Annotated in this window: 14 protein-coding genes; 8 read left to right on the top strand and 6 right to left on the bottom strand. The window is 72.3% G+C overall.

The genetic code is table 11. The features are described 5' to 3' along the window. Positions 1-9: 9 nt before the first annotated feature. The gene (locus B5D60_RS14740; RefSeq protein ID WP_078700855.1) at positions 10-1473 is read right to left on the bottom strand and encodes a class I adenylate-forming enzyme family protein; all 1464 of its coding nucleotides are present in this window, start codon (positions 1471-1473) and stop codon (positions 10-12) included. A 230-nt stretch (positions 1474-1703) separates the two neighbouring features. Between B5D60_RS14740 and B5D60_RS14735 the strand changes: the two genes are divergently transcribed. Genes B5D60_RS14735 through B5D60_RS14725 form a run of 3 tightly spaced genes read left to right on the top strand, consistent with a single transcriptional unit; the run spans position 1704 to position 4698 of the window. Next, positions 1704-2480 carry an MBL fold metallo-hydrolase gene (locus B5D60_RS14735; protein WP_078700854.1) on the top strand — a complete coding sequence of 259 codons (777 nt, stop codon included), beginning with the start codon at positions 1704-1706 and terminating at the stop codon, positions 2478-2480. Further along, positions 2477-4519: an alkaline phosphatase family protein gene (locus tag B5D60_RS14730; RefSeq protein ID WP_078700853.1), complete on the top strand. Its 2043-nt coding sequence runs from the start codon at positions 2477-2479 to the stop codon at positions 4517-4519. The genes B5D60_RS14735 and B5D60_RS14730 overlap by 4 nt, the downstream gene beginning before the upstream one ends. Continuing rightward, the gene (locus tag B5D60_RS14725) at positions 4516-4698 is read left to right on the top strand and encodes a hypothetical protein (protein ID WP_078700852.1); all 183 of its coding nucleotides are present in this window, start codon (positions 4516-4518) and stop codon (positions 4696-4698) included. Before B5D60_RS14730 ends, B5D60_RS14725 begins: the two co-directional genes overlap by 4 nt. Position 4699: 1 nt before the next feature. Here the strand turns inward: B5D60_RS14725 and B5D60_RS14720 are convergent, their stop codons facing one another. Continuing rightward, on the bottom strand, positions 4700-5704 hold the full coding sequence (locus tag B5D60_RS14720; RefSeq protein WP_078700851.1) for an asparaginase: 1005 nt from the start codon (positions 5702-5704) through the stop codon (positions 4700-4702). Positions 5705-5754: 50 nt separating this feature from the next. On the opposite strand from B5D60_RS14720, the gene B5D60_RS14715 reads away from it, so the two are divergent. After that, positions 5755-6213: an RrF2 family transcriptional regulator gene (locus B5D60_RS14715; protein ID WP_078700850.1), complete on the top strand. Its 459-nt coding sequence runs from the start codon at positions 5755-5757 to the stop codon at positions 6211-6213. A gap of 13 nt (positions 6214-6226) precedes the next feature. On the opposite strand, the gene B5D60_RS14710 is transcribed toward B5D60_RS14715, so the two are convergent. Together B5D60_RS14710 and B5D60_RS14705 are read right to left on the bottom strand one after the other, a co-directional pair. Further along, positions 6227-6406, bottom strand: a complete 180-nt coding sequence (locus tag B5D60_RS14710) for a hypothetical protein (protein ID WP_078700849.1) — start codon at positions 6404-6406, stop codon at positions 6227-6229. Between the two features lie 93 nt (positions 6407-6499). Further along, on the bottom strand, positions 6500-7105 hold the full coding sequence (locus tag B5D60_RS14705; RefSeq protein WP_078700848.1) for a phosphoribosylanthranilate isomerase: 606 nt from the start codon (positions 7103-7105) through the stop codon (positions 6500-6502). 59 nt (positions 7106-7164) lie between these two features. Here B5D60_RS14705 and B5D60_RS14700 point away from each other — a divergent pair, with 59 nt between their 5' ends. Beyond that, on the top strand, positions 7165-7533 hold the full coding sequence (locus B5D60_RS14700) for a bleomycin resistance protein (protein ID WP_078700847.1): 369 nt from the start codon (positions 7165-7167) through the stop codon (positions 7531-7533). Here the strand turns inward: B5D60_RS14700 and B5D60_RS14695 are convergent. After that, entirely contained in the window at positions 7530-8117 is a 588-nt protein-coding gene (locus B5D60_RS14695; protein ID WP_078700846.1) for a TetR/AcrR family transcriptional regulator, read from the bottom strand. The two genes, B5D60_RS14700 and B5D60_RS14695, sit on opposite strands and share 4 nt — an antisense overlap. A gap of 79 nt (positions 8118-8196) precedes the next feature. On the opposite strand from B5D60_RS14695, the gene B5D60_RS14690 reads away from it, so the two are divergent. From B5D60_RS14690 to B5D60_RS14680, 3 genes are all read left to right on the top strand, one after another. Beyond that, the gene (locus B5D60_RS14690) at positions 8197-9345 is read left to right on the top strand and encodes an MFS transporter (RefSeq protein ID WP_078700845.1); all 1149 of its coding nucleotides are present in this window, start codon (positions 8197-8199) and stop codon (positions 9343-9345) included. 55 nt (positions 9346-9400) lie between these two features. After that, the gene (locus B5D60_RS14685; protein ID WP_231948900.1) at positions 9401-9793 is read left to right on the top strand and encodes a DUF1304 domain-containing protein; all 393 of its coding nucleotides are present in this window, start codon (positions 9401-9403) and stop codon (positions 9791-9793) included. A 92-nt stretch (positions 9794-9885) separates the two neighbouring features. Then, complete coding sequence (locus B5D60_RS14680; protein WP_231948898.1) at positions 9886-11253, top strand: YncE family protein; 1368 nt, start codon at positions 9886-9888, stop codon at positions 11251-11253. Here the strand turns inward: B5D60_RS14680 and B5D60_RS14675 are convergent, their stop codons facing one another. Further along, positions 11254-12048: an MBL fold metallo-hydrolase gene (locus B5D60_RS14675; protein WP_197684334.1), complete on the bottom strand. Its 795-nt coding sequence runs from the start codon at positions 12046-12048 to the stop codon at positions 11254-11256. It lies immediately after the preceding gene. Positions 12049-12055: the final 7 nt, after the last annotated feature.

Raw genomic sequence — 12055 nt, 5'->3', positions numbered from 1 at the left:
TCGATGTGATCAGGCGCTGCGCACGAGTCGGCGCAGGGTGGGCTTGTCGATCTTTCCGACCGGGTTCTTCGGCAACGCCTCGATGACGTCGACGGCGGCGGGGACCTTCACCCGGGTCAGCTCGCGGCGGCAGGCTGCGAGGACGTCGTCCTCGGTCAGCACGGCCCCGGGGTAGGCGACGACGAACGCGACGGGCACCTCGCCCAGGACGTCGTCGGGGCGGCCGACGACCGCGACCTCGAGGACGCCCTCGATTCCGGCGATCGTGTTCTCGATCTCCTTGGGGTACAGGTTCTCGCCGCCGCGGATGATCATGTCCTTGATCCGGTCGACCAGCTGCAGGTAGCCGTCCTCGTCGAGGCGGCCGACGTCGCCGGTGTGCAGCCAGCCGCCGACCACGGTGTCGACGGTGGCCTGCGGCTGGTTGAGGTACCCCTGCATCACCGTGGGGCCGCTGATCAGCACCTCGCCGACCTCGCCGACCGGCAGGTGCTCGCCGTCGGGACCGCCGATCGCGATCCGCTGCCCCGGCAGGGCCGGGCCGACCGTGCCGAGCTTGCGGACCGCGTCCGGCCCCACGGGGTTGCAGGCCGAGGCGCACGTGCCCTCGGTGAGCCCGTAGCCCTCGACCATGAGGAAGCCGAAGCGCCGCTCGCAGGCGGTCAGCAGCTCCTGCGACACCGGCGCCGCCCCGCACACGACGAAGCGCAGCGACGACGTGTCGGGCCGCACCTCGTCCGGCAGGGACGCCAGCAGCGCGTAGATCGTGGGCACGGCGGAGAAGTACGTGGGCCGGATCCGCTCGACCTCGTCGAAGAAGGTCGGGGGGCTGAAGCGACCGACGATCGTGAGCCGGCCCCCGACCCGCAACGGGGCCAGCAGCGAGACCATCACGGCGTTGACGTGGAACAGGGGAAGGATCAGCAGGCAGTGGTCGTCGGCGTCCAGCTCCATGTGGCGCGCCATCGTGTCCGACATCGCGTCGACGTTCGCGTGACTGAGCATGACGCCCTTGGGACGACCGGTGGATCCGCTCGTGTAGACCAGCAGCGCCAGGTCGTCCGGCGCGAGCTCGACCGGGGCGGCGCCCGTGGGGGTGGCCGTGGCGAGGGAAGCCACGGTGACGGGTCGGGCGCCGCCGGTCGGTGCGTCGTCACTCTCGACGACGATGAGGCGAGCGCCGGAGTCGGTCACCTGATGGGTGGCCTCGACCTGCGTGAAGGCCGGGTTCACCGGGGTCGCCACCCCGCCGAGTCGCCAAGCGGCGAACAGGCACACGACCAGCTCCACCCGGTTCGGCAGCATGACGGCCAGCACGTCGCCTCGTCCGAAGCCCTCCTGCGCCAGTCGCCCCGCCACGGCGTCGACGCGGGCGTCGAGCTCGGCGAAGGTGAGGGACAGTCGGTCGTCCGCGACGGCCGGCGCGGCACCGAACCGCTCGGCCAGTGCGTCGGCCAGGTACGGCAGGGTCATCGGGCATCCTTCCGGTTCTTCACGGTCGACGTGCACGGATGTGACGTGCACCACATGCGTGGACGCTAGGGCACCCTCCAGGCCTGCTGAACCTGCGTTTCGGCAGAACTTTGGGGCCCGGACTGTGCACCACGGACAAACGGGGGCGCATGGCACGCACGCCTTGTGCGTCGTGCACAACTTGGCGGCGTCTCTTGTCACTTCGGCCCATGGAGGGGCCACACTGAGGCATGACTGCCGTCACGTGGTGGGGACACTCGTTCGTCACGGTCGAGCTCCCGGGGGCCACCGTGGTGACCGACCCCCTGATGTCCCGCCGGCTGTTCCACGTGCGGCGCGCCTCGGAGCCGCCCCCGGCGCACGCCACCCGTGCGGACCTCGTGCTGATCTCTCACCTGCACCACGACCACCTGCACCTGCCGACGCTGCGCCGGTTCGACGACGCGGTGCCGATCGTGGTCCCGCGAGGTGCCGTGAAGGCCGTGCGCTCGCTCGAGCGCCTCGAGACGATCGAGGTCGTGCCGGGTGACCGGCTCACGGTCGCCGGTGTGGACGTCGAGGTGCTGCCCGCGCGTCACGACGGCCGCCGCGACAAGCGACCGGGCGCCGCAGAGGCCACCTCCCTGGGCTTTCGCTTCGGCCGTGACGGTGCCACGTGCTGGTACCCGGGCGACACCGGCGTGATGGACTTCGGGGCGGTCGAGCCGGTCGACCTCGCACTGGTGCCGATCGGCGGCTGGGGGCCCTCCCTCGGCGACGGCCACCTCGACCCCGAGCAGGCCGTCGAGGCAGTCCGTGCCGTGGGCGCCCGCTGGATCCTGCCTGTCCACCACGGCACGTACTGGCCGGTGGTGCTGCGCTCCTCCGGCCCGACCCACGAGCAGTGGTTCCAGCGACCGGCGCCGCGGTTCCGGGCCGCTGCCGCGGGTGCCGGGCTCGGCGCCCGCGTCGTGATGCCGCCGATGGGTGTCCGCACGCCCCTGCCGCGTGGGAGCATGCCCGTGTGAGCCAGACCACGCCCGTCGGCTGGGCCGATGCGCCGGTGACCGCCCAACGCCGATCGCGCTGGGTGCCCCGCGTGCCCGACCTCCTGCAAGCCCTGTGGTCGGTCGTGGTCACCGGGGTCGCGGTGACCCTGGGCCTCCTCGCCGTGGGCGAGGAGGTCTACGACGAGCTCGAGCTGGTCCTCGTCGTCATGGTGGCGATGTTCCTGGTGGACGTCGTCCTCGCCACTCCGCTGCGCGTACTGGCCTCGCGCGGCAGCGTGCTGCTCGCGATGGCTCTCGGGCTGGGCGCCCAGGTGCTCGTCCTCGGCGCCGCCATCAGCGCGGGCGCTCGAGCGAATCTGACCGTCGGGGACACGGTCGTCGTGCTGCTGGTCGCCTCGGCGGTGATGGCGGTCGGCCGCTGGTTCTCCGGGGCCACCGACAGCGGCTACGTGGTGGGCGCCGCCACCGCCCGCACCTCGCGTGCCCTGCGCTCCCGGACGGACCCCGATGGGCGCGGGATGCTCATCGTGCAGCTCGACGGACTGGCTCTGCCCGTGCTGCGACGCGCCATCGCCGGCGGCCAGGCTCCCAACATCGCCCGCTGGATCGGCTCGAGCCACACGCTCAGCGGGTGGTGGGCCACCATCCCGTGCACGACCCCCGCCAGCATGGCCGGGTTCCTCCACGGCAGCCCCGACGTGCCCGCGTTCCGATGGTGGGACCGACGGTCGGGCCGGCTGCTCGCCGCGGGCAACCCCGCCGACTCACGCCTCGTCGAGTCGCGGTTCCCGCCCGACTCGGGGCTGCTGACCGAGGGCAGCGCCATCAGCACCACGTACACGGGCGGCTCGTCACGGGCCTTCCTCACGATCAGCAAGGCGACCCGTGCCCGCGACCTCGGCTCCGGGTCGGCTTACCTTTCCTTCTTCATCCGCCCGTTCCTGCTGCCCGGCGCTCTCGTGATGACGATCGGCGAGGTGCTGAAGGAGCTCCACCAGGGCTACCGCCAGCGCGCGCGCGACGTGCAGCCGCGCATCCCACGCAAGGGCGGCTACGTGGTGCTGCGCGGCGTCACGAACGTGCTGCTGCGCAAGCTCAACCTGTCGCTCGTCGCCGAGGAGATGGCGAGCGGCTCGCCGATGATCTTCGTGGACTTCGTCGACTACGACGAGATCGCGCACCACGCGGGTCCGGAGCGACCCGAGGCGATGCGCGCGATCGAGGGTCTCGACGGCGTCCTCGCCGCGCTCGAGGACGTCGCGCGCTCGGTCGCCACCCCGTACGACCTGGTGCTGGTCTCCGACCACGGGCAGAGCCTCGGTGCACCGTTCTCCCAGCTGACCGGCTCCTCGTTCCCCGACCACGTCGCGGCGCTCATGCGTCCCGACCGCGGCGGAGCCTCGCTGCTCACCACGACCGGAGGCGGCGAGGAGCTCGGCCCGCTGAACGCGCTGGCCTCCTCCGTCGTCGGCGAGGGCAAGCGCCGCCCGGAGAAGGTCGTGTCCGACTCCGCCGATCCCGAGGTGGTCGTCACGGGTGGTGGCAACCTCGGCATGGTGTGGTTCCCGCGGAGGGACTCGCGGCCCACGCTCGCCGAGGTGGACGCCGCATGGCCGCGCCTCGTGCCGGGCCTGCTGGCCAGTCCGGGAGTCGGCCTCGTGCTGGCCACCGACGAGGCGGGAGCTCCCCTCGTCCTCGGGCCCGACGGCACGCGCGGTCTCGGTCCCGACGGCGGCTCCACGGGGAACGATCCCCTCCGCGGCTACCCGTCCCGCACCGCACACGACCTCGCGCGACTGCACGCGCTGGAGGACGCCGGCGACCTCGTCGTGATCTCCACCGTCGACGAGCTCGGCGGCATCCACGCCTTCGAGGGCCAGGTCGGGTCGCACGGCGGCATCGGCGGCCCGCAGAACCATGCCGTGCTGATCCATCCCCGCGAATGGAAGATCGACCCCGAGCTCGTCGAGCACGTGCCGGAGCTGGGTGACTCCCCCGTCATCGTCGGCGCCTGGAACGTACACCGTCAGCTGCGCACGTGGGCGGCCAAAGCATGACCTCCGCGATCGACCAGCTCGAGCGCTGGGTCACCCACGGCGGGACGTGTCGCCTCGAGGAGACCGACGCCGCAGGCGCCGAGGTCGTCCTGTGCCGGTGCGACGGGGGCGAGGAGGTCGAGCGGTTCCGGACGAGCGACGCGGCCGTGATCGCCTGGGTGCGCCGGCGGGCGGACTAGCTCAGAAGGCCGCGCGGATCGCTCCGACGGCCCGGCCAGCGCCCAGCACGGCGCGCTCGCGCAGCGACTCCACCGCCTCGTGGTCGACGCCGTCCCCGGCGAACGCACCGAGCGCGTCGAGCGCCGTCACCAGCACGGGAGCCAGCGGACGCTCCGCCCCGTCGAGCACCTTGAAGGCCACGGCCCGCCCGTCGGGCAGGCCGGCCGCGAAGATCCCGTCGGCGCCGTCCTTCGCCACCAGCCCGGGCACCGCACGCATCAGGGTGGTGGTGGGACGCTGACCGCCGGCGACCATGTGCGGGTGCGTCGACATCGCGTGCGCCACGCGCGCCTCGGCCGAGTCGGGAGCCTGCTGCGGCGACGCCGCGAGCCGCCCGAACCCGCGCGCCAGGCCCGTGACGGTGGTGGCGAACAGCGGAGCCCCGCAGCCGTCGACGGTCTCGTGGGTGACGGGCACGCCGGTGAGCTCCCCGATCGTCTCGCGGACGGCGCGCTGCAGCGGGTGGTCCGGCGCGAGGTACGTCTCGGTGTCCCAGCCGGCCGTCACGCACGTGAGCAGCATCGCGGCGTGCTTGCCCGAGCAGTTCTGGCTGATCTGCTCGGGACCCTGGCCGCTCTCCAGCCAGTCGCGCATCGCCGTGGTCCCCCACGGCAGATCCGGAGTGTTGCGCAGGGCGCGCTCGTCGAGCCCGGCGCGGGCGAGGATCGCGAGCGCGCCGGCGATGTGGTCGGGCTCGCCGTTGTGGCTCGCCGCCGCCAGTGCCATGAGGCGCTCGGGGAGGTCGAGCCCGTGGCGGACCATCGCGACGGCCTGGAACGGCTTGACGCTGGAGCGCGGCCACATCGTGACCTCCGGGTCGCCGAGCGTCAGCACGGGTGTGCCGTCCGCCGCCAGGGCGACGAGGTGGCCGAGGTGCACCGATTCGACGAGATCACCCCGCACGACGTGCGCGAGCGGGGCGGCGGTCCGGGTGGAGACGTCGGGGAAAGCGGCTTCAGTCGTCACATTCGGAGGATAGCCACGGAATGGCGGGTCGGCTTTGGGACACTGGAGCGGTGAGAGTCTCGACGAAGTCCGACTACGCGCTGCGGGCGCTGATCGAGTTGGCGGCCGAACCGGGCGACAAGCCCGTCACCGCCGACGAACTGGGCCGTCGTCAGGACATCCCCCACGGCTTCCTGCAGTCGATCCTGGGCGACCTGCGCAAGGCGGGCATCCTGCTGTCGCAACGCGGGCAGTCCGGCGGCTGGCGGATGGCTCGCCCTCCGTACGCGGTCACCGTCGCCGACGTCTTCCGCGCGGTCGACGGGCCCATCGTCTCGATCTACGGGCTGCGCCCCGAGGCCGTGGAGTACAACGGCCGCGCCGAGATCCTCAAGCCGGTGTGGATCGCCGCGCGCGACGCCCTGCGCGAGGTGCTGGAGACGGTCACGATCGAGCAGCTCGCCGAGGGCGAGCTGCCGTCGTCGGTCATGAAGCGCACCGAGCACATCGAGGCCTGGCACTCTCGCTGAGCACCCGGCGTCGTCAGGACGCCAGCGCCGCGAACGCCTCGTAGACCATGTAGGCGGGCCAGAAGAGGCCCTGGAAGATCGCGTAGAGGTGCTCCCAGAGGCCGTCGGCCTCGGTCCAGAACCACACCCACGCGCCGAACATCCCGAGACCGTAGATCGCGCCGCCGCCGGCGGCCGCCGTGCCGTTGGCCATGTCACGCCTCCCACCCCGTCGCGGAGGGTTCCGCTGCTCCCACTGTCGCGAGGGCACGGGTTCACGCGCAACCGCCCGGTGGGGCGGGTGGGCTCAGGCCCGCAGCGCCGCCTCCACGAAGGCGCGAATGAGCTCCGAGGACTTCTCGCCGGGCGCCGTCTCCACACCGCTCGAGACGTCGACGCCCCACGGACGGACGGCGTCGACGGCCTCCCGGACGTTCGCCGGGGAGAGGCCCCCGGCGACCATCCACGTGCCGTCCGGCGCGCGATCGGCGAGGTCCGAGAGGTCCCACCGCTCCCCCGACCCCGGCTTCGGCGCGTCGAGCAGCAGCACTTCCTCGCCCCACGCACCCACCTCCAGCGGCGGGTCGAGGTCGAGCGAGGTCGCCCGCCAGACCCGCGGGACGACCTCGAGCGCGGCGGCGAAGTCCTGCTCGCCGTAGGCCCTGCCGTGCAGCTGGAGCACGTCGAACCCGAGCCGCCGCGCGGTGCGCGCGGCGTGCTCCGCCGGCATGTCGTTGACGACCAGCACGGTGTCGGCGCTGCCACGCGAGGCCTCGATCACGGCTCGCGCCTCGTCGTCGCTGGCGCGGCGCGCGCTGGTCCGGTTCATCACCACGCCGACAGCGTGGGCCCCCGCCTCGATCGCGGTCTGCGCGTGATCGGCCGTGCGGAGGCCGCAGATCTTGACGTACACGCGTCCATCCTCCCAGTCCGCCCTGGCCCGGTGGCCCCACGGCGGGAGACACTGGCCGCGTGACCGAGACCATCCCCATCCTGCCGAGCGCCGACCTCGACGTCACGGCGCGATTCTGGGAGCGCTTCGGCTTCACCACCCGCGGGCGGTGGGACGAGTACCTGGTCCTGCGTCACGAGGACCTCGCGATCGAGCTGCACTTCTGGCTCGACGCCACGGTCGACCGCTGGACGAACGACGTCGCCTGCTACGTCCGCTTCCCCGATCCCGAGGCGGCGCGCGCATGTCACGCGCAGTGGAGTCGCGCCGAGGTCCCGGAGCCGGCGGTCCTGAGCTCCCCGCGCGACGAGCCGTGGGGTGCGACCGAGTTCCACGTAATCGACCTGCACGGGAACCTCGTGCGGGTTGGCGGGTTCCCGGCCGCTTAGCCGACGAGCCGTTCGGCGATGTCCCGCGCCACGGCGAGCATCCGTCCGTCGCCGTCGATCCCGCGCTGCGCGACCCCGCCCTCCAGCAGGAGGAACAGGTGATCGGCGAGCGCGGCGGCGTCGGGCGCGTCGGGGCCGTCCGCGCGGAGCAGCTCCTCGAGCTTGCTGCGCACCGCCGTCTTGTGGGCCCGGATCACGGCGTGCCCGGGGTGTCCGGCGGGCAGCTCGCCCGCGGCGTTGAGGAACCCACAGCCCCGGTCGATCGCCGGCGCGTCGAGGGCGTAGGCGTCGAAGACGGCGAGCACGCGCGGGGCGGCCGCCCCCGCCAGACGCTGCTCGAGGCGGTCCCACCACGCGGCGTGGCGAGCCTGCAGGTAGGCGGCGACCAGTGCGTCCTTGGAGCCGAACCGGTCGTAGAGCGTGCGCTTGGTGACACCGGAGGCCGCGGCGATCGCGTCGACGCCCACCGCGTGGATGCCCTGGCGGTAGAACAGGTCCGCCGACGCGTCGAGGATCCGCCGGGCGCCGGGCGTGAGGTCGGGGACGCGCAGCGCCTCGTCGTGCCCGATGGCTGACTCCACCATGCGTTCCTCCCATCGACTTCACCGGTCAGTGTAGTACGGTCGGCAGGGTGGTTCACCGATCAGTGAAGTTCAGGTCCCGATGAGCTCCGTCTCCTCCCGTCGCGACGAGCTCGCCCTCAGCGCCGCGGGCCTGTGCCTCATCGGCGCGTGCTACGGACTGGCGCGATTCGCCTACGGCCTGTTCGTGCCGGCGTTCCGGGACGAGTTCACCCTGGGCGCCGCCGCAGCCGGGACGATCGCGGCGGGCGGATACGTCGTCTACTGCGCCGCGATCCTGGCCTCCTCCACGCTCACCCCGCGGCTCGGGGGCCGCGCGGTCGCGGTCGCGGCCGGCTCCCTAGCCACGACCGGAACGCTGACGATCGCGCTGGCGCCGAGCACGCCGGCTCTCGTCCTCGGCGTGCTCCTGGGCGGGGCGAGCACGGGCGTCGTCTCGCCGGCGCTGGCCCACGCGGTCGCCCACACCGTGGCGCAGGAGCGGCAGGGCCGGATCCAGACCGTGATCAATGCCGGCACCGGCATGGGCGTGGCCATCGCCGGACCGATCGCGCTGCTGACCCAGCAGGAATGGCGCGCCGCCTGGCTGGCCTTCGCCGCTCTGAGCGCCCTCGCCACCCTAGGAGCCGCCCTCCGGGTGCCCCGGGGCGAGCGATCGGGCGAGCGCGAGCCGTTGCTCCCGCGACCGCTGCTCCCTGCCGGCAGCGCGCGGCTCACCGTCGCCGCCGCCCTCGCGGGCGTCGCCAGCGCCGCGGTCTGGACGTTCGGACGGGACCTCATGGTCACCGACGGCGGCCTCTCCGAGCAGGGTTCGACCATCGCGTGGATCCTGCTGGGCGCATTCGGCGTGATGGGTGCCGCCGCGGGCGACCTCTCCTCGCGGTACGGCCTCCGCGCCGCCTGGACGGCGACCGCCTTGGTGCTCTCCGGTGCCACCGCCGCCGTGGCGGCCTGGCCCGGGAGCCTCGTCGCCGCCTGCCTCGCGATGGCGGCCTTCGGCGCGGCCTACATCGCCGCGAGCGGCCTGCTCCTGCTGTGGGGCACGCGCGTGCATCCGCGAAGTCCCGCCGCGGGCGTCGGCTGGGGCTTCCTCGTGCTCGCGCTCGGGCAGGCCGTGGGCTCGGTCGCGCTCGGTGCCGTGGCGGAGGCCTCCAGCACTCGGCTCGCCTTCGCGGTGGCGGCCGTGGTGGCGGTCGCGGCTGCTGCCGCGCGACCGCGCGGGGTCGCCTAGTCCGGACGGAGCGAGCGAGGACCTACTCTCGAAGGACTGTCCACGGAAGGGACCCATGACCATGCTCGTCGCCGGTGCGATCCTCGCGGGCCTCGCGGCCCTGCTGCACGTGTACATCTTCGTGATGGAGTCGGTCACCTGGACGAGCGCCGGCACGCGCGCCACGTTCGGGATGAGCCTCGAGGAGGCGGAGTCGACGAAGCAGCTGGCGTTCAACCAGGGCTTCTACAACCTGTTCCTCGCCATCGTCACCGCCGTCGGGATCGCGTACATCGTGGGTGACTCGACCGATGTCGGCGTGGCGCTCGTCCTCGCGGGGATCGGATCCATGGCCGCGGCGGCGCTCGTGCTCCTGGTGTCCGACCCGACCAAGCGCGGCGCGGCCATCAAGCAGGGCACGCTCCCGCTGCTGGGCATCATCGCGCTCCTGATCGGCGTCCTCGCCTGACCGACCCTCACTTCAGCCCCGAATGTGACCCAGATCACCAAGGGGTGAGACAGGGGTGTCACACGGAGTTACACCGGGTGCATGATCCTCCCATGCCCCTGAGTCCACGCCCCACCCGCATCGCCGCCACCCTCGCCGCCGCCGTCACGGCGGCTGCCCTGGTCCCGTCCGCAGCGGCGACGGGCGCCGCCGCAGGCCCCGACTCGCTTCGCGACGTGATGTTCGTGGGCAACAACTGGGCGGGGACCGCCTCGATCGTGGACGCCCACGACCCGAAGATCCTCAAGTCGGGCATCGACCTGGTCCCGGACAAGGCGCAGGAGCTGCGGGACATCAACCGCAACCCCCTGCGCCTGATCACCTTCACGGCGGTCCGCGTCGGCCCCGGGCAGGGCCACGACCAGTTCGTCGACGACATGTTCAGCACCCAGGACGGCCGGTTCCTCGCCGTGTCTCGCCCGAGCTTCGCCGATGTCGTGTGGATCGACATCGCCAAGGCCGTCGCCGGCGACAGCGACTCGATCGTCGCGGAACAGCCCATGGACGGATACCGCAGCGACCACGCGGGCCTCTCCCCCGACGGCAAGCGACTCCTCGTCAGCGACTCCGTGGAGCGCCAAGTCATCGAGTTCGCCATGGTCGACCAGACCCTGCCCGACGGCCGGAGCGTCAAGATGGGCGATCGCCTCCGCAGCTTCGAGTCGGGCGACACCCCGCACGAGAACAACTACACCCCCGATGGCCAGCGCATCTTCCACGCGTCCATCGGCTCGGCCTACACGGCCTTCGACGGACCCCTCGGCGACTGGACCAAGGGAGACCGTTGGTTCGAGATCGTGCGCAACGACGACTTCGGCATCGACAAGCGCTGGGACATGGGCAAGGAGCTCGCCGAGGCGGGCCACCTGCGGATGAGCTCGGCCGTGCGGCCGATGGCGATCGCCCCGGGTGAGCGCTTCGTCTACTTCCAGGTCTCCTACTTCCACGGGTACGTCGAGTTCGACACGATGGCCGCGGACATCAACGGCAAGGCCGACTACTCGACCGGCAAGATCGCCGAGCCCCGCACGGGCGCCGTGACGCGCCTGGTCCCGCTGCCCAACCGGGTGCCCAAGATGCCCATCACCGACTACGTCAACGACTCCGCGCACCACGGTCTGTCCATCGACAAGGACGGAACGACCCTGTGCGTCGCCGGCACGATGGACGACTACGCAGCGCTCGTCGACCGGGCCACCGGCGCCCCGACGTTCTTCGACACCGCGACCACGGGGCACAGCTACCTCAAGCCGTACTGGACGACCGAGGGACTGAACGACACGTGCTGGATCTCGCTGTCGGACTCCGACTCCGTCGCCGTCCTCGACGTGCGGACGAAGAAGGAGATCGCCTACCTGCCCGTCGGCGACCACCCCCAGCGCGTGCGACTCGGAACCGTGGAGCGCGCCCTCTTCGGCTGATCAGGCCACCGTGGGAGTCCCGCGCGTCAACCAGCTGATCCGGCTCAGCACGTCTCGAGGGGCGGCATCCAGCACCGCGTGGAGATCGCGCTCCTGCTGCGAGAAGTGCGACCAGCCCTCGAAGTGGACCGGCACGGCGACCCGCGGCCGAAGCAGCTCGATCAGCTCGATCGCGTCCTGCCCGCTCATCGAGTAGCGCAGGGGTCCGGTCAGGGGGAACCCGACCGCTCCCAGGTGGATCAGGGCGACGTCCACGTCGAGTCGCGTGGCCGCGTCACGCAGGGCGCCGTGGAGCACGGTGTCCCCCGTCATCCAGAAGGAGCCTCGGGTCGACTTGCCCTCCCAGGTGAGGTCGAACCCGATGACGTCGCCACTCACCGGCCGGCTCAGGGGCGGGCCGTGCCGGCAGGGAGTGGCGGTGACGGTGAGACTCGGCCGACCGGGGGCGCTCACGACGGTGGTCTGCCACGGAGCCAGGCCACGGACCTGATCCGAGCCCAGGCGCCGCTGTCCGCCACGCGTCGTCAAGGTCACCGGCACCCGCGCCAGCAGCGCGCGTCCGAGGCCGTCGAGGTTGTCGGCGTGATGGTCGTGACTGAGCAGCACGAGATCGACGTCGGGCAGGTCGCGCGGCTCGATGGCGGGCCCTTCGACCTTCGTGGACGAGGTGCCCCACCCGAAGGAGTAGGTGCGGCCGGGCGGGTCGAAGGTGGGATCGGTCAGGATCCGCCAGCCGGCCACCTCGACCAGGACGGTCGGCCCACCGATGTGGGTGAGCCGCACGTCGTCACTCACGTCGGGC

Source organism: Aeromicrobium choanae, assembly GCF_900167475.1.
In the GTDB taxonomy this organism is placed as follows: domain Bacteria; phylum Actinomycetota; class Actinomycetes; order Propionibacteriales; family Nocardioidaceae; genus Aeromicrobium; species Aeromicrobium choanae.
Note: the sequence above shows the minus strand (reverse complement) of the source record. Positions and strands in the feature narration are given on the sequence as shown.

Coding starts and splice junctions, on each gene's coding strand:
- B5D60_RS14690 (WP_078700845.1), top strand. CDS start 8,197: ATGAGCTCCGTCTCCTCCCGTCGCGACGAGCTCGCCCTCAGCGCCGCG.
- B5D60_RS14685 (WP_231948900.1), top strand. CDS start 9,401: ATGACCATGCTCGTCGCCGGTGCGATCCTCGCGGGCCTCGCGGCCCTG.
- B5D60_RS14725 (WP_078700852.1), top strand. CDS start 4,516: ATGACCTCCGCGATCGACCAGCTCGAGCGCTGGGTCACCCACGGCGGG.
- B5D60_RS14695 (WP_078700846.1), bottom strand. CDS start 8,117: ATGGTGGAGTCAGCCATCGGGCACGACGAGGCGCTGCGCGTCCCCGAC.
- B5D60_RS14710 (WP_078700849.1), bottom strand. CDS start 6,406: ATGGCCAACGGCACGGCGGCCGCCGGCGGCGGCGCGATCTACGGTCTC.
- B5D60_RS14680 (WP_231948898.1), top strand. CDS start 9,886: ATGCCCCTGAGTCCACGCCCCACCCGCATCGCCGCCACCCTCGCCGCC.
- B5D60_RS14740 (WP_078700855.1), bottom strand. CDS start 1,473: ATGACCCTGCCGTACCTGGCCGACGCACTGGCCGAGCGGTTCGGTGCC.
- B5D60_RS14735 (WP_078700854.1), top strand. CDS start 1,704: ATGACTGCCGTCACGTGGTGGGGACACTCGTTCGTCACGGTCGAGCTC.